Source organism: Novosphingobium pokkalii, from assembly GCF_014652855.1.
Classification (GTDB): domain Bacteria; phylum Pseudomonadota; class Alphaproteobacteria; order Sphingomonadales; family Sphingomonadaceae; genus Novosphingobium; species Novosphingobium pokkalii.
Map to the genome: position 1 here is coordinate 19,052 of NZ_BMZP01000012.1, position 16,510 is coordinate 35,561.

The following is a 16,510-nucleotide window of genomic DNA, read 5'->3' on the forward strand; positions in this document are numbered from 1 at the left end:
ATGTCTGCAACCCCGCCGGGCGAAGCGCTTGCCCATTCGCTCAAGCCCCGCCACGTTGCCATGATCTCGATCGGGGGGATCATCGGCGCGGGCATTTTCGTAGGGTCGAGCGCTGCGATCCATATCGCCGGTCCGGCCGTGCTGCTGACTTATGCGCTGTGCGGCACGCTGGTCTTCGTGATCATGCGCATGCTGGGTGAAATGGCCATGGCGCGGCCCGGTGTCGGCTCGTTCACCGGCTATGCCGCGCTGGGCCTGGGGCCTTGGGCCGGGTTCACCACGGCCTGGCTCTATTACTATTTCTGGGTGATCACCATCGCGGTGGAGGCCATTGCCGGGGCGCAGATGCTGATGCCGTTCGTGCAGCTACCGATGTGGGCACTGGCCGCGCTGCTGATCGCGGCGATGACGCTGGTCAACCTGTTCTCGGTCAAGACTTATGGCGAGTTCGAGTTCTGGTTCGCCTCGCTCAAGGTGATCACCATCGTCGGCTTCATGGCCCTGGGCCTTGGCTACATCTTCGGCTTTGGCCCGGGACTGGCGCGGCTTTCGGCCAATTTTGCCGGGCATGGCGGGGCCTTCCCGGCCGGGGTGGGCGCGATCTTCACCGCGATTCCGGTGGTGATCTTCTCGATGATGGGTTCGGAAGTGGCGACCATTGCCGCGGTCGAGACCGAAGACCCGGCGCGCAACATCGTGCGCGCGGCGCGCACGGTCACCTTGCGCATCATGTTCTTCTATATCGGTTCGATCGCGGTGATCCTGGCGATCCTGCCGTGGGACCGCGTGGTTTCTGGGCAATCCCCGTTCGTCGCCGCGCTGTCCATCATCAAGGTGCCGGGCGCGCAGGCGCTGATCGGCGCGGTGATCTTCACGGCGATCGTCTCGTGCCTCAATTCGGCGATCTACGTCACTTCGCGCATGCTGTTTGAAATGGCGCAGCGCGGGGATGCGCCCGCCGCGTTCGGCCGGGTTTCCGCGCGGCGCGTTCCGGCGCTCGGGATCGTGGTCTCGGGCCTGGCCGGCTTTGCCGTTGTGCTCAGTTCGGTGTTCTCGCCCGACGGGCTGTTCACGTTCCTGCTGCAATCGTCGGGCGCGACGATCCTGTGCGTCTATCTGCTGATCTCGCTCAGCCAGATCGCGCTGCGGCGCCGGCTGGAAGCGGGGGGCGAGCGCCTGACGGTGAAGGTCTGGGCCTTTCCGCTGGTCTCGTGGACAGCGGTGGGCGGCATTCTCGCCGTGCTGGTGATGATGACCCTGATGCCCGACCAGCGCCTGCAAGTGGCGCTGAGCCTGGCGGTGTTCGCCGCCTGCGTCGGCGCGCATTTCCTGCGCAAGCAGCAGGCCCGCAACGCGCAAGTGGCCTGATCGACTGTTGTAGGCAACCATCCGCCACGGTTCTGCAAACGACATGCTGGCATCGACCAGCGTCTTTGCTTTCATTGGAAACCATCGGCTAACGCACGGGCGTGGCTGCCGTGCCCTGGCAGCCCTCCCCCGCTGCCGCGCCCGGTGCCCCCCCCTCAATGCGGGCGCGGCAGCCCCCCTGGAATGCACTTGCGATGGATACGCCGATGAACCGCCGTCACATCCTCAAGGCCGGCGCTGCCGGCGCAGGGCTGGCCGCCCTTTCCACCCTGGGCAGCGCCCGCGCCGCCGCCACTGCACCGGGTGCCGCGCCCGCTGTCGGCAGCGCAGAAGACCAGCGCCTCAACGCCCTGTTCGAGACGATGCTGGCCGATCAGCTTGCCCATTCGCCGGAAATGGCCACCAGCCTGGGCGTGGACAGTGGCGCCCATGCCGGGGCCAAGGCGCGGCTCGATGATCGGTCGCTGCATGCCTGGGAAAATGCCAAGGCCCGCACCGCGCGCGATCTGGCCGCCCTGCGCAAGATCGACGCTGCCAAGCTGACCGGAAACAACCGCTGGAACCTTGCCAGCATTCTCTATTCCACCCAACTCAACGACACGATGAACCGCTCGTTCGCCACCGTCGGTTCGCCCTATGTCGTCAGCCAGCTCACCGGCTGCTATCAGCAGATCCCCGATTTCCTCGATAGCCAGCACACCATCGCCGATGCGGCCGATGCCGATGCCTATCTGTCGCGTCTCGATGCCTTTGCCACCGCGATCGACCAGGACAGCGCCGCCGTGCGCCACGACGTGGCCGCCGGGGTCATTCCGCCCGATTTCATCCTCGCCAAGGCGCTCACGCAGTTGAAAGCGCTGCGCAACGTGCCCGCCGCGCAGTCCAACATGGTCGCCTCGATCACCCACCGTACCGCTGCGCAGCACATTGCCGGCGCCTGGGACAAGCGCGCCGAAACCATCGTGGCGCGCCGCGTGCAGCCCGCACTCGATCGCCAGATCGCCCTGCTCGAAAGCCTGCTGCCCAAGGCGGTCCACACCGCCGGGGTTGCCCGCCTGCCCAAGGGCGAGGAACTCTATCGCCTGTCGCTGCAAAGCTATACCACCAGCGACATGGCGCCCGACGAGATCCATCGCACCGGGCTGGACCTGATCGCCCAGCAGAGCGCGCAGGCCGACGCCATTCTCAAGGCGCAGGGGTACACCCAGGGCACCGTCGGGCAGCGCCTGCGCGCGCTCTATGACGATCCCAAGTTCCGCTATCCCAATACCGACGAAGGCAAGGACAAGCTGCTGGCCGACCTCAACCGCCAGGTCGAGGCGATGGAAGCGCGCCTGCCGCAGTATTTCGGCACTCTGCCCAAGACCAAGCTCGACATCCGCCGCGTGCCCAAGGCCACCGAAGCGGGCGCGCCGGGCGGCTATTACCAGAACGGCTCGCTCGACGGCACGCGCCCCGGCGCCTATTACATCAACCTGCGCGACACCGCCGAAGTGCCGAGCTGGACGCTGCCCACGCTGACCTATCACGAAGGCGTGCCGGGCCATCACCTGCAACTCTCGCTGGCGCAGGAAGCGGGCCTGCCGACGCTGCGCAAGATCCAGTTCTTCTCCGGCTATGGCGAAGGCTGGGCGCTCTATGCCGAACAGCTTGCGGTGGAAATGGGCGTCTATGAAAACGACCCGCTGGGCCATGTCGGCCAGTTGCACGACAGCATCTTCCGCGCCGTGCGCCTGGTGGTGGACAGCGGCATGCACGCCAAGGGCTGGAGCCGCGAACAGGCGGTGAAGTTCTACACCGATACCATCGGCGATCCCGAGACCATGGCGATCACCGAAGTGGAACGCTATTGCGTGTGGCCGGGCCAGGCATGCAGCTACATGCTGGGCAAGCTGGACTGGCTGCGCCTGCGCGACAAGGCGCGCGCGGCGCTGGGCAGCAAGTTCGACATCCGCAAGTTCCACGATGCCGGCCTGCTGCCGGGCGCGATGCCGCTGCCGGTGCTGGACCAGTGCATCGACGGCTATATCGCTGCGGCGATGGCTTGATCGAGCGGGTGGCTTGAGGCGTAGCGGAGGGCCCCGGATCAAGTCCGGGGCGACGCCCTCGCTTCAGTAATTTTCGTCGCCCGGGGCTTGACCCGGGGCCCCACGCGCCGTTTCGGTTCACTCATCCCACGGCGGAATTTCACCCGCGCCCACTTTGCTCGACGTGCCGAGCAGGAAGCCGCCATAGACCTCGGTGGCGTCGGGATAGGCCTTGTTCATGGCCGCCGCGATCTCTGCCGAGGAATGGCTGGCAGCGCGCGCGGCGACGAACGTCTTGATGTAATCGCGCGTCCAGCCGATCGCGCCATTGTCGTTGGCCACGCCGGGATGGCGATGGCCGGCCACCACGGTGACCGGGTGCAGCGCGTCTAGGCGGTCGAGCGTGGCCAGCCACGCGGCATAGCGTTCCGGCGTGTGCTCGCCCAGCCAGACATGGACGCCGTTGTAGAGGACGTCGCCCGCCACCAGCGTGTGGCTCTGCGCATCCCACACCACGGTGGAATCGACATGGTCGCCCTGCATCGGGCCGAGCACCTGCAAGCGATGCCCTTCCAGATCGATGCTGTCGCCGGTCATCGCCTGGGGCTGCACCGGGCGGCGCGGGGCATTGGTACCCAGTTGCCCGCTCCAGCGCTTGAACTTGATCGGGATGGAGCGCGCCATGTCGCGCGCAGCCACTGGGTTGGCCACGATCCTGGCATCGGGAAAGGCATCGGCCAGCACGTCCAGCCCGAAGAAATGATCGGGATGATCATGGGTGATCACGATGGTCTGGAGGTGCTTGCCGCTGTCGAGCACGGCGGCGGCCACGCGATAGGCGTCAGACCGGGCAAAGGGCACGTCGACCAGCACCGCCTCCTTCTCGCCCTTGATCAGGGTGACATTGGCAAACATGCTGATGGGGCCGGTGGGAATGACTTCGTATTCCAGCGGCCCAGTGGCGGACTGGGTGGCGGATTGGGCCAGGGCCGGACTGCTCGCCAGCAGCGCTAACGCCAGCGCCATGAAACGCATTTTCATTGCACGGTCTCCCTCAATGCGCGGTCTGGCCGCCGTCGATCACGAACAGTGCGCCGTTGCAGAAGCTGGCGGCGTCGGAACACAAGTGCAGCACGGTGCCCGCCACTTCCTCTGGCGCCCCGGCGCGGCCGGAAACGTTGTGGGCAAAGAACGCGGCCTTGAAATCCTCGCTGTCGAGCCAGGCCTGGGTCATCGGCGTGGCGATGAAGCCCGGGGCGATGGCGTTGATGCGGATGCCGCGCGCGGAATATTCCACGGCCGCTGCCTTGGTCAGGCCCACCACGGCGTGCTTGGCGGCCACATAGTGCGACATGTTGGGATCGGCGACCAGGCCCGCAACCGACGCGGTATTGACGATGGCCCCGCCGCCCACGCGCAGGAAATGACGGATCTGCGCCTGCATGGCATAGAACACGCCCTTGATATCGACGTCGAAGATCAGGTCGAGGTTTTCGGGCGGCACTTCGTGCAACGGCAGTGGCGGCGGCAGGACGCCGGCGTTGTTGAACGCCATGTCGAGCGAGCCATAGGTATCGAGCGACAGGGCGACGAGATCGGCGTGGCTGGCGGGATCGCGCACGTCGGCCTTGTGGAACGTGGCCCGGCCCCCGGCTTCGGCAATGGCGCGGGCAACGTGGGCGGCCTCCTCGTTCCAGTCACCGATCACCACGGCGGCGCCTTCGCGGGCGAATGCCATGGCGGTGGCCGCGCCGATGCCGGTGGCGCCGCCGGTCATGACCACGGTCTTGTTGGAAAAGCGCATCAGATGATCCCCGATTTGCCCGGCGACAGAATCCCGTTGGGATCGATCGCGTGCTTGAGCGTGGCGTTGAAGCGGCGGTTCACCTCGCCATATTGCCGGGCCACCAGGTCCATCGAATTGACCCCGGTGCGATAGCTGGCCCAGCCCTGCGCGCCAAAGCGCACGACGAGATCCTTGTAGCAGGCATCGGCTCGCGCATGTTCGGCGGCGTCGGCCTTGTCGAACAGCAGGGCGATGATGTGGTGCAGGTCACGCCAGCCGATCGCGTAGGCAGCCGTATAGTCGAAGCCATGGCTTTCGACGATCTGGCGCGCCAGCGCAGTCTGCCGCTCCGCCTCCACCCCGCGCGCGGCGGCGACCGGAGCGAACCAGGCCAGTCCGCCTCCCGATCCACGCCAGCGCAGAAGGCCGATCTCGTCGAGATTGAGGCCGCCCTGCATCAGCGTCTGGTGGTGATGGAACCAGGGATTGTCGCCCATTTCGGCGGCGGTAAGCACTTCCCCGCCGCTGGCGGAGAGGCTGGCGCGGATGATCGGCTCCACCCCGGCGATGGTCTCGTCGGTGCCATAGAGCGCGAAATAGGTGTTCCACATGCCCAGGCCATTGGCCTTGGCCGCCTTCTTCACGCTGGCATCATCAAGCGGGGCGCCATCGGGCACGATCTCGTTGCGCCGCTTGAACATGGCGAGCTGATAGCTCGCGCTCATCATCAGGTTGCAGTTGGCCACCAGGTTCGACACGCGCAGCGGGCGCATCGCCTCGATGATGCGGGGCACGTCGGCCATCTCGCCGTGCCGCACCATGAACGGCTTGTAGACCGGCGGCCGGGGCATCAGCCACAGGCCCATCTTGGTGACGATGCCGAAGTTCGACTGGGTGAACAGCCCGTCGAGATAGGGGCCATAGCCCCACTTGAACGCCTGCCACGCCGTGCTGCCCTTGATGCTGCCCATGCCGGTGCGCATCACCTCACCGCTGGGCAGCACCACTTCCATGCCGCACTGGAACATGAAATGCTCGCCATAGGGCGTGTAGCCCACCCCGCGATCGAGCGTGTTGCCAACCGGCGAGGCAATCGGGCCAACCGTTGGCACGTCGATCCACAGCGGGATCCTGTTCTCGTCGAGATAGTCCTTGAGCTGCTGATAGGTAACGCCTGGCTCCAGCAGGCAGGTGCCAAGCTCGGCATCAACCTCAAGAATGCGGTTCATCCGCTTGAGATCAAGCACGACCTGCCCCGGCGTGGCCGGAGACGTCATGCCATAGCCCATGTTCTTGCCGGTGGAGACGGTCCACAGCGGCTGACGATACTGGTTGGCGATGCGCACGATCGCCTGGACTTCCTCCAGCGATTGCGGGCAGACCGCGCCCACCGGTTTGTAGCGGTGCGCCGGATCGGGGATATAGGCCTTGTCGTAGGGAGCGACGGCCTCTTCATCGCCGAATACCCATTCCGCGCCGACGACGCCGCGAAACGCTTTCATCGCGCCCGCAAAGTCCGCCATGCTGCGCCCCGGCGCAAGCGGCGCCGGGCTGGCGGCGCTCGCGCCCGTGCCAAGACCGATGCTGGCAGCACCGGCCAGGCCCGCGCCGAGCAGGCCACGGCGATCGAGATCGAGGCTCATTGTCCGTGCTCCTCCTTGCGGGCCGGGCTTTGCGAGACCCATGGCGACAGGGCATCGAGTTCGGCCGGAGTGATTTCGGTGGGCCGGAACGCCGGCATCGCGTTTTGCCCGTGGCGCACGATGTAGTGGACCGCTTCGGCCGGCAGGCCCCGCCCGAGGATGATCGGGCCGACGTTGCGGCCATGGCAATAACCGCAAACCTTGGCATAGACCTGCTCTGGGCTGCGCTTGGGCAGAACCTGGCCCAATGCCTGGTGCACGGGTGTGGCCACGGCCGGAGCGCCTCCCTGCTGGGCAAGCGCGGGCATCGCCGGCAGCGGCAGGGCAGCCGCCAGCATGATCAGCATGGACCTTGTCATCATCCCCTCTTGTCTGCCGGGCCGTGCGGTTCTGTCGGCGCGTGCCCTTGCCCTTCAGGGTGTATCCCCCACCCTGCCCACGCGCCACGACCACCGGCGCCCTGCGTTTCACGCGGTGAAAACGGCGCGAAGAGGCAGACAGGCCCATCAATCCACTCTATGGATCGATATTCCACCTAACGATCGACGAATGGCAGATGCGCTTCAAAGGTCTCGATCTCAACCTGCTGGCCGCGTTCGATGTGCTGCTGGAAAGCCGCAGCGTTTCGGCCGCCGCCCGGCAAATGAACCTGAGCCAGCCGGCAATGAGCGCCGCACTGACCCGGCTGCGCGACTATTTCGCCGACGATCTGCTCGTGGCCCAGGGCAAGCGCATGTATCCCACCGCCTTTGCCGAGGCGCTGGTGCCGCAAGTGCGCGAGACCCTGCGCACGGTGGAAGCGATGCTGGCGACCACCAGCCGGTTCGATCCCGCCGCCACGCAGCGCACGTTTCGCCTGGTCGCGTCGGACTATGTCGTCACAGCCGTGCTCGCGCCGGTACTCCAAGCCCTGCCGCGCCTGGCCCCGGGGCTGCGCATCGAACTGGTGCTGCCGAGCGACGCCGCCCAATCGGATCTGCGCGACGGCCGCGCCGATCTGCTGATCGCACCGGAGCAATTCATCCTGTCGGACCACCCCAGCGAACTGCTGTGCGAGGAACGCCACGTCGTCGTCGGCTGGGCGGACAATCCCGCGTTTGCCGCCGGTGGGCCGAATCTCGACGCTTTCCTCGCCGCCGGCCATGTTTCGGTGCGGATCGGCGCCTCGCGCGATCATGCCTTTGCTGATCGCCAACTCAACCAGATGGGCATTGTCCGCCGCGTGGAAATCGAAGCGCCCTCGTTCAGCACGATCCCGTGGATGCTGATGAGCACGCAGCGCATGGCCGTGATGCAGGAACGCCTGGCGCGCCGGCTGATGGCAGCCTTTCCACTGGCGATGGCGCCCTTGCCGTTCGCGTTCCAGCCCATGCGCGAGATGGTGCAATACCATCGCACCCGCACCAGCGACGAAGGGTTGCGCTGGCTGATGGCACGCCTGCGCGAAGCGGCCTACCGCAGTTGATCCATTCCATGGATGGATCATGATAAAAACAATCTAGTATCCAAATTCCTGTTCCGCCTTACGGTGTCTCCGCAAGAACCAACCCTTCCGGGAGAGACCTGACGTGCAAGACTTGCCCATTCTGGTGGTGGGTGCCGGTATCGGCGGCCTATCGGCCGCGATCGCGCTGCGACGCGCCGGCCACCGCGTGACCATCATCGAAAAGGATCCGACCTGGTCGGTCTATGGCGTGGGCATCATCCAGCAATCCAACGTGATCCGGGCGATGGACCAGTTAGGCGTCCTCGATGCCTTTCTGGACGCCGCCTGCGGCTTTGACGCGGTGGAAATCTACATTCCCGATGGCACCCGCGTGGCGCGCGTGCCCACGCCCTCGCTGGTCGAAGGCCGCCCGTCCAACGTCGGCATCGGCCGCCGCGCGCTTCAGCGCGTGCTGGGCGACAGCGCCAGGGAACTGGGCGCGGACATCCGGCTGGGCCTGACCGTGGCTGCGCTGGACGAGGATGCCGATGGCGTCACCGTCACGTTCTCGGACGGCAGCACCGATCGCTTTGCCGTGGTGGTGGGCGCCGACGGCGTCTATTCACAGCTTCGCCAGATGATCCTGCCCGACGCGGAAAAGCCGCAGTTCACCGGCCAGGCGGTGTGGCGCTACAACTTTCCGCGCCCGGCCGATCTGGATGCACTGCACGTTTACAACGGACGCACCGGCGTGGGGCTGGTGCCGATCTCGGCCGAAACGATGTACATGTACGTCACCACGCCCGAGCCGGACAATCCGCGCTATCCCACGGAAGGTCTCGCGGCGGCCATGCGCGGCAAGCTGGCCGGCACCGCGCCGCAGATCCAGGCGCTCGCCAGCCAGATCACCGACGACGAAGGCGTAGTCTATCGTCCGCTGGAAGGCATGATGCTGCATGGCCCGTGGCACAAGGGCCGCGTCGTGCTGCTGGGCGATGCCGTGCATGCCACCACGCCGCACCTCGGCCAGGGCGCCGGCATGGCGATCGAGGATGCGCTGGTCCTGGCCGAGGAACTGACCGCCGCGGGCAGCGTGGACGAAGCCTTCACCGCCTATCGCGCGCGCCGCTACGAACGCTGCCGCTATATCGTCGAAAGCTCGCTGGCGATCTGCATGGGCCAGTTGGGCAAAGGCCCGCAGATCGACAACCACAAGGCCACGGCCGAGATGTTTGCCATGGTCGCGCAGCCCATCTGACCCCGATTTATCTGCAAGGATTCAAAACAATGAGCCGAGTGACCGAAATCCGCTATGTCGGCTATGGCGTCGACAACTTCGACGCCGAACGCGCCTTTTACGCCAACGACTGGGGCCTGACCGAAGTGGCCGCCACCGACGACATGGCATGGTTCAAGGCGCAGGGCCATGACGAGCACCACGTGGTGCGCCTGCACAAGGCCGAAGTGAACCATGTGGAAGTGATCGCCTTTGCCGCCGATAGCGCGGCCGATGTCGACGCGCTGCACGACAAGGTGGCCCAGGCCGGGTGCAAGATCATCCATGCGCCGGCCACGCTCGATGCGCCCGGCGGCGGCTATGGCTTCCGTTTCTTCTCGCCCGATGGCCTGCCGTTCGAGATTTCGGCCGATGTCGCGCGCGGCGACCAGCGCACGCTGGAGCGCTGGGAAGGCGTGCCGGTGAAGATCAGCCACATCGTGATGCACTCGCCCGATCACCAGGCGCTGGTGACGTTCTTCACCGACGTGCTGGGCTTCAAGGTTTCCGACTGGCTGGGCGATTTCATGTGCTTCCTGCGCTGCAACGAAGCGCACCACCGCGTCGCCATCCTGCCTGGGCCGCCGTGCCTCAACCACGTGGCCTATGACATGCTGACGGTGGATGACATGATGCGCGGCGCCAGCCGCCTGAAGAAGCGCGGCACCGACTTGCGCTGGGGTCCGGGTCGCCACACCGCCGGCAACAACACCTTCAGCTATTTCACCACGCCCGCCGGCTTTGCCGTGGAATACACCGCCGATCTCGAAGTGGTCGATTTCGAGACCCACGAAGCCAAGGTTCACGCGCCCGCGCCGACGATCATGGACCAGTGGGGCATCGGCGTGGGTGGCCCGCAGACCATGCCGCATCCCGCGCCTGACGCGCGCCTGTTCCAGCCGGCCGGAGTCTGATCACCATGGCGCTGTTTGAATATTTCCCGAACTATATCTGGAACCTGTCGGTCGCCATTGCCATGGAATCGGGCGGCAAGATCGGCGAGATCGTCGACATGTGCCAGCCGATCAAGGATGCGGCGGCCAACGGTTCCGACGCCGGCACGCCGCAGTTCATGAAGGCCTGGGCAGCCATGGGCGAAAAGCTGCTGGAACTGGCCGGCGAAGACGAAGCCAAGGGCCGGCTGTTTTCCGCGTCGAACAAGCTGGAGCGGGCCTCGCTCTATCTGTTCACGGCCGAGCGGATGCAGGGCCACGGCGCGCCCGGCCGCAAGGAAACCTATGCCAAGGCGCGGGCCGCGTTCGACAAGTCCACGCAACTGGGCAAGATCAACCGCGAGCGGGTGGAAATCCCGCTGGACAACGGCACGATGCCGGCGCTGTTCACCCGTGCTCCGGGGAACGGGCCTAAGCCGGTCGTGGTGTTCTGCAATGGCCTCGATAGCTGCAAGGAACTGCTCTATTGGACCAACCTTCCGGTGGAACTGGCGCGGCGCGGCATTTCCACCCTCTGCGTCGACCAGCCCGGTTCGGGCGAGACCCTGCGTCTGCAAGGCCTGCCCGTCGATCCCCATTCGGAAAGCTGGGCATCCAGGGCGGTCGATTGGCTTGAGCAGCAACCCGAGGTCGATCCCAAGGCGATCGGCATGACCGGCATCTCGCTGGGCGGCCACTTTGCCCCGCGCGCGGTGGCCTATGAACCGCGCTTTGCCAGCGGCGCGGTGTGGGGCGCCAACCACAACTGGCGCGAAGTGCAGGACAAGCGCATGCAGCGCGAGGGCGAAAACCCCGTGCCGCACTATTGGGCGCACGTGCATTGGGCGTTCGGCGCCACCGATCAGGACGATTTCCTCGCCAAGTCGGAAGCAATGAACCTCAATGGCCACATGGACCGCATCCGCGTGCCGTTCCTGGTGACGCATGGCGCCAACGACCGCCAGATCAGCGTGGCCTATGCCGACGATCTCTATGACCAGCTCGTCAACTCACCGCGCCGCGAAAAGGTGATCTTCACCCCGCGCGAAGGCGGCGTGGAGCATGTCGGCGCGGACAACATGTCTTATGGCAGGGACTTGCTGGCCGACTGGTTTGCCGAGACACTGGGCGGCCAAACCGCCTGACGAGAACGCACCGCCTGACATAATGCAACCGATGCCGGCCGGTCCGGGCGCCAAGGCGCCGGGCCGGCCGCTTCGCCAAGAGAGGATCCCCCCGATGGCCCGCCGTTTCATCGACCTGTCGATCACCCTGTGCAACGATGTGGTGAGCGACCCGCCGTTCATGCGGCCCGAGATCACCTATCAGACCCACCCCGAAACCGTGGGCGAACTCGGCCATTTCTTTCCCGGCGTGACGCAGGAAGATACCATTGATGGCGCCGGCTTTGCCGCGGCCGAATGGGTCAAGCTGACCACCCACAACGGCACCCACCTGGATGCACCGTGGCATTTCCACCCCACCATGGACGGCGGCAAGCGGGCCATCACCATCGACGAAGTGCCGCTGGAATGGTGTTTCCAGCAGGGCGTGAAGCTCGATTTCCGCCACTTTCCCAATGGCTATGTCGTCACCGCGCAGGACGTGGAAGACGAGCTGGCGCGCATCGGCCACGATCTCCAGCCGCTCGATATCGTGCTGGTCAACACCGCCGCCGGCGCCGCGCTGGGCCGGCCCGATTTCGTCAACGTGGGCTGCGGCATGGGCTATGAAGCGACCATGTACCTGACCACGCGCGGCGTTCGCGTCACCGGCACCGACGCCTGGAGCTGGGACGCACCGTTCAGCTATACCGCGCAAAAGGTGAAGGAAACCGGGGATACCTCGCTGATCTGGGAAGGCCACAAGGCCGGGCGCGACATCGGCTATTGCCACCTCGAAAAGCTGCACAACCTGGAAAGCCTGCCAGCCAACGGCTTCATCGTCAGTTGCTTCCCGCACAAGATCCAGGGCGCTTCGGCAGGCTGGACCCGTGCCGTGGCGATCATCGAGGAGTGATGCCGATGCGTCTGGCAACCTTGCGCGACGGCACGCCCGATGGCCGGCTCGTGGTCATTTCGGCCGACGCCACCCGCTATCTGGCGGGCGGGCCGGCCCTGCCCAATCTGCTGGCAGCGATCGAGAACTGGGCTGTGGCCGAACCCGCGCTGGCCGCACTGGCCGATGAACTGGCCACCGGCGCGGGCGAGCTACTCGATCCCGCCCTGCTCGCCGCGCCGCTGCCGCGCACCTGGCAGTGGCTCGATGGCTCGGCTTTCGGCACCCATGGCGAACTGATGCAGATCGCATTCAACATGCCGCCGATCGAGACCGACCTGCCGCTGATGTATCAGGGCATGTCCGATCGCTTCTATGGCCCGGCCGACCCTGTGCCGTTCGGCGACACCGCCCACGGCATCGATTTCGAAGGCGAGTTCGGCGTGATCGTCGACGCCGTGCCGATGGGCACCAGCGCGCAGGATGCCGCCGCGCACATCAAGCTGGTGGTACAGATCAACGATTGGTCGCTGCGCACCCTCGCCCCGATCGAGATGAAGACCGGGTTTGGCTGGATTCAGGCCAAGCCAGCGTGCAGCATGGCGCCCTTTGCCGTCACGCCGGCGGAGCTGGGCCAAGGCTGGAAGGATGACCGCGTCGCGCTGGACCTCGTGATCGATTGGAACGGCCAGCGCTTCGGCCAGGCCAATGGCCGGGCGATGGATTTCAGCTTTGTCGAGCTGGTGGCCCATGCCGCCCGCACCCGCGACCTGGTGGCCGGCACCGTGATCGGATCGGGCACGGTGTCCAACCCGGAATATGCCACGGTCGGTTCAAGCTGCATTTCCGAACGCCGCGCAATCGAGATCATCGCCGATGGCAAGCCGACCACCGCGTTCATGGCCTTTGGCGACACCGTGCGGATGGAAGCGCGTGGGCAGGACGGCACCACGCCGTTCGGGGCGATCGCGCAACAGGTTGTGCAGGCCGGCTGACCCGGTACGAGAATGGACGGAAAAAAATGGCGGGGCGAAGTGCGGCGCCCCGCCAAAGGTTCAGGGAGATCAGGATGGCAGCCAGCCATCCGCAAGCGGGCGGGAGGGTTCGGCCCGTTGCTTCCCTCCCTTTATTGATAATGGATCGCATTTGCAAGCGATAAAGCGCAGCGTGATGCGGCCTGTTTTGTTGTGCGCGCAATCGCGTCTCGGCCTTTTCCCCTCGCCATGATTGCCCTGTCGCGTCGATTCGCCTAGAATGTTGCGATGCAGCAGAATCAGACTTCTTCCGGCAACCCTGGACAGGCGGATAGCGCGCCCGATATCGAACAGTCCGTCCACATGCTGGGCTTTGCCATTGCCAACAAGCTGTGCGTGCGCGCCGTCTACAATCGCGGCGACGTGACGCTGGCCCCGCACGCCCTGTTCGAGCGGCACGGCGCACCCCATGTCGATGCCGTGGTCCACGAACGCGACGGCGTGGCGCCGGCCGAGGAAAAGCTCGGCACGTTCCGCCTTTCCGGCCTGCGCGACGTGGTGCTCACGTCCGAGCCGGCGCGCGTCTTTGCCGGCTTCGACCCCAACGACGAACGCTATGGGGAAAAGCTGCTGGCCGCGATCGCCGTCTGATCCGCCCGATCTTCAAGCCAAGGGGCTGGCTCCGAAAGGGGCCGGCCCCTTTTTTTCGTTCTGGCGCGGATCCGCGCCAACTTATGTAAGGCACTGACACTTTTTGCCGTTTGGCGGGTTTGCAAGGCATTCCCGGTGGGCACATCGCGCCCGCCATCGCAGGCCAAGGAACCCCTGTCATGAACGATCTGCACCACGCCAGTCTTGGCAAGACCGGCGAAACCCACACCGAGCACGCGGCCAAGCAGGCCGACGCCAATCAGAGCGAGAAGGGCAAAACCAGCGGCCAGGAACAGGCCCTGACCAGAGAGCCCAAGTGGCAGCCGGTCTATCCCGGATCGGGTCGCCTCGCCGGCAAGGTCGCCATCGTTACCGGCGGCGACAGTGGCATCGGCCGCGCCGTGGCTGCGCTGTTCGCGCGCGAAGGGGCCGACGTGGCGATCGTCTATCGCCACGACACGCAGGATGCCCAGGCGACTGCTGCCATTATCGCGCAGGAAGGCAGCCGCGCCCTGCTGCTGCAAGGGGATGTCGGCGATCCGGACTTCTGCCGTCATGCGGTGGCGACCACCATCGACCGCTTCGACCGCATCGACGTGCTGGTCAACAATGCGGGCGAGCAGCACCCGGCCGAGGATATTCGCGATATCACGCCAGCCCAGCTCGACGCCACGTTCCGCACCAATATCTTCGGCATGTTTCACATGGTGCAGGCCGCGCTCGATCACCTGGAACGCGGCAGCGCGATCATCAACTGCACCAGCGTGACGATGTACAAGGGCGCGCCGCAACTGCTCGATTACAGCGCCACCAAGGGCGCGATCACGGCGTTCACCCGTTCGCTCAGCCAGAACCTGGTGGACAAGGGCATTCGCGTCAACGCGGTCGCCCCCGGACCGATCTGGACCCCGCTCAATCCCATGGGCGGCGCCGATCCCGAAAAGGTCCGCCATTTCGGGGAGGATACCCCGATGGGCCGTCCGGGCGAACCCAACGAAGTCGCCCCCTCGTTCCTGTTCCTGGCCTGCGCCGACGGCAGCTACATGACCGGACAAGTGCTCCATCCCAACGGCGGCATCGTCGTCAACGGCTGATGGCGAGATGGCGCTCCCGAACCAGGCCTTGCTTGGCCCTGTCCGGGAGCGCCCCGCTTGCCTCAACGCTCTGCGGTCTGATCCTCACCGCGGCTTCCCGGCGGGTAGCGGACCGGATCGGGCACAGGCTCGTCGATCGGTGTTGGATCGGGTGGCGGCGCCCCCATACCGCCGGTGCCGCCCGTCGTCTGGCCGGGATTGTCACGCTCTTCCGCGCGGGAGGCCTGCTGGCCATCAGGCGTGGCGCGCACCGGGCGCAGCGGGATCGGTGGTTGCGCAGACGGGGTATCGGACATGGTCGGGCTCCTCCAGCTTGGGCTTGCGTTCGGTGCCAACGGACCGCAACGCCGGATGGTTGCAGATTGCAGCTTGTATCAAGGCCGGGAACCATCGCGGGGCTTGTGTGTTTGTCCCGCAGCCAGAGAGCCGGGGAGCACTGCGCCTGGCTTCATGGTCATGCTCCGCAGCCCACTCCCTTGCCATCAGGCGATGATGAACCCGCTCAAGGCCAAATTCGAACGCTATGTCGCGCTGGAGCAGGCCGAACACGATCTGCTCGACCATCTCGTTCGCACCGATGCCCGCGTAGTGCCCGCCGGCAGCGATCTCATCCGCGAAGGAGAGGGCATCCATTTCGTCAAGCTGGTGCTGGATGGCTGGGGCTGTCGCTACAAGTTGCTGGAGGATGGCCGTCGGCAGATCGTGGCATTCCTGCTGCCGGGAGACTTGTGCAATCCCGATGCGCTCGCCGTGGGCGAAATGGACCATTCGATCGGCGCGATCAACGAGCTGCATTGCGCCCTGATCCAGCCCGAGCTGTTCGACCAGGCCTGCATCGAGTCTCACCGCCTGCGTCAGGCCATGGCCTATGATGCTGGCGCCATGCTCGGCATGCAGCGCGAATGGACGCTCAATCTCGCGGCGCGGCCGGCTTTCGGGCGTATCGCGCACATGTTGTGCGAGTTGCACTATCGCCTCGCCGCGATCGGCCTGGCCGTGGATGGCAGCTTTTTCGCGCCGATCACCCAGATCACCCTGGCCGAGGCGACCGGCCTCACCCCGGTTCACGTCAACCGCGTGGTCCAGGACCTGCGCGGGCGGGGGTTGTTGAGCTGGCGGGGGCGCCAGATCACGCTGCATGATCCCACTCGCCTGGCTCTGCTCAGCGGTTTTTCCCCGCGCTATCTGCACCTGCCGCGCTTTGCCCTGGGCGCCACGCCGGCCAGCCAGCAATTGCCGGCGTGAACAGGTATTTGCCCCTTCCCGTCAAGGCCCATAGGCAGGCTGCGACGTTCTGATACACATCGAGAGACAACGCGGCTTGCACCCTTTCAG

At 65.8% G+C, this 16,510-nt stretch carries 16 protein-coding genes; 11 read left to right on the plus strand and 5 right to left on the minus strand.

Annotated features, from left to right (window positions below):
* Positions 1-1,368: an amino acid permease gene (locus IE191_RS13200; RefSeq protein ID WP_191324841.1), complete on the plus strand. Its 1,368-nt coding sequence runs from the start codon at positions 1-3 to the stop codon at positions 1,366-1,368.
* 206 nt (positions 1,369-1,574) lie between these two features.
* On the plus strand, positions 1,575-3,416 hold the full coding sequence (locus tag IE191_RS13205) for a DUF885 domain-containing protein (RefSeq protein ID WP_191324842.1): 1,842 nt from the start codon (positions 1,575-1,577) through the stop codon (positions 3,414-3,416).
* Between the two features lie 117 nt (positions 3,417-3,533).
* Here the strand turns inward: IE191_RS13205 and IE191_RS13210 are convergent, their stop codons facing one another.
* The 4 genes from IE191_RS13210 to IE191_RS13225 are packed head-to-tail and all read right to left on the minus strand — an operon-like array spanning position 3,534 to position 7,183.
* Positions 3,534-4,436, minus strand: a complete 903-nt coding sequence (locus tag IE191_RS13210; RefSeq protein WP_191324843.1) for an MBL fold metallo-hydrolase — start codon at positions 4,434-4,436, stop codon at positions 3,534-3,536.
* Positions 4,437-4,449: 13 nt separating this feature from the next.
* The gene (locus tag IE191_RS13215) at positions 4,450-5,199 is read right to left on the minus strand and encodes an SDR family NAD(P)-dependent oxidoreductase (protein WP_191324844.1); all 750 of its coding nucleotides are present in this window, start codon (positions 5,197-5,199) and stop codon (positions 4,450-4,452) included.
* Positions 5,199-6,824: an FAD-binding oxidoreductase gene (locus IE191_RS13220; RefSeq protein ID WP_191324845.1), complete on the minus strand. Its 1,626-nt coding sequence runs from the start codon at positions 6,822-6,824 to the stop codon at positions 5,199-5,201. Before IE191_RS13220 ends, IE191_RS13215 begins: the two co-directional genes overlap by 1 nt.
* Positions 6,821-7,183 carry a c-type cytochrome gene (locus IE191_RS13225; RefSeq protein WP_229815352.1) on the minus strand — a complete coding sequence of 121 codons (363 nt, stop codon included), beginning with the start codon at positions 7,181-7,183 and terminating at the stop codon, positions 6,821-6,823. The genes IE191_RS13220 and IE191_RS13225 overlap by 4 nt, the downstream gene beginning before the upstream one ends.
* A gap of 197 nt (positions 7,184-7,380) precedes the next feature.
* Between IE191_RS13225 and IE191_RS13230 the strand changes: the two genes are divergently transcribed.
* From IE191_RS13230 to IE191_RS13265, 8 genes are all read left to right on the plus strand, one after another.
* A complete protein-coding gene (locus IE191_RS13230; protein WP_191324846.1) occupies positions 7,381-8,289 on the plus strand; it encodes a LysR family transcriptional regulator in 909 nt (302 codons plus the stop codon).
* A 103-nt stretch (positions 8,290-8,392) separates the two neighbouring features.
* The gene (locus tag IE191_RS13235; RefSeq protein WP_191324847.1) at positions 8,393-9,508 is read left to right on the plus strand and encodes an FAD-dependent oxidoreductase; all 1,116 of its coding nucleotides are present in this window, start codon (positions 8,393-8,395) and stop codon (positions 9,506-9,508) included.
* A gap of 29 nt (positions 9,509-9,537) precedes the next feature.
* Positions 9,538-10,440 (plus strand): VOC family protein, encoded by a 903-nt coding sequence (locus IE191_RS13240; RefSeq protein ID WP_191324848.1) that lies wholly within the window; start codon positions 9,538-9,540, stop codon positions 10,438-10,440.
* A 5-nt stretch (positions 10,441-10,445) separates the two neighbouring features.
* Positions 10,446-11,603: an alpha/beta hydrolase family protein gene (locus tag IE191_RS13245; protein WP_191324849.1), complete on the plus strand. Its 1,158-nt coding sequence runs from the start codon at positions 10,446-10,448 to the stop codon at positions 11,601-11,603.
* A gap of 94 nt (positions 11,604-11,697) precedes the next feature.
* Entirely contained in the window at positions 11,698-12,477 is a 780-nt protein-coding gene (locus IE191_RS13250) for a cyclase family protein (RefSeq protein WP_191324850.1), read from the plus strand.
* Between the two features lie 5 nt (positions 12,478-12,482).
* Positions 12,483-13,451, plus strand: coding sequence for a fumarylacetoacetate hydrolase family protein (locus tag IE191_RS13255; RefSeq protein WP_191324851.1), 969 nt, complete (start codon positions 12,483-12,485; stop codon positions 13,449-13,451).
* Positions 13,452-13,718: 267 nt separating this feature from the next.
* Positions 13,719-14,081, plus strand: a complete 363-nt coding sequence (locus IE191_RS13260; RefSeq protein WP_229815353.1) for a WYL domain-containing protein — start codon at positions 13,719-13,721, stop codon at positions 14,079-14,081.
* 179 nt (positions 14,082-14,260) lie between these two features.
* Positions 14,261-15,175: an SDR family oxidoreductase gene (locus IE191_RS13265; protein ID WP_191324852.1), complete on the plus strand. Its 915-nt coding sequence runs from the start codon at positions 14,261-14,263 to the stop codon at positions 15,173-15,175.
* Between the two features lie 62 nt (positions 15,176-15,237).
* On the opposite strand, the gene IE191_RS13270 is transcribed toward IE191_RS13265, so the two are convergent.
* On the minus strand, positions 15,238-15,471 hold the full coding sequence (locus IE191_RS13270) for a hypothetical protein (RefSeq protein WP_191324853.1): 234 nt from the start codon (positions 15,469-15,471) through the stop codon (positions 15,238-15,240).
* Between the two features lie 196 nt (positions 15,472-15,667).
* Between IE191_RS13270 and IE191_RS13275 the strand changes: the two genes are divergently transcribed.
* The gene (locus tag IE191_RS13275) at positions 15,668-16,420 is read left to right on the plus strand and encodes a Crp/Fnr family transcriptional regulator (protein ID WP_191324854.1); all 753 of its coding nucleotides are present in this window, start codon (positions 15,668-15,670) and stop codon (positions 16,418-16,420) included.
* Positions 16,421-16,510 lie beyond the last annotated feature (90 nt).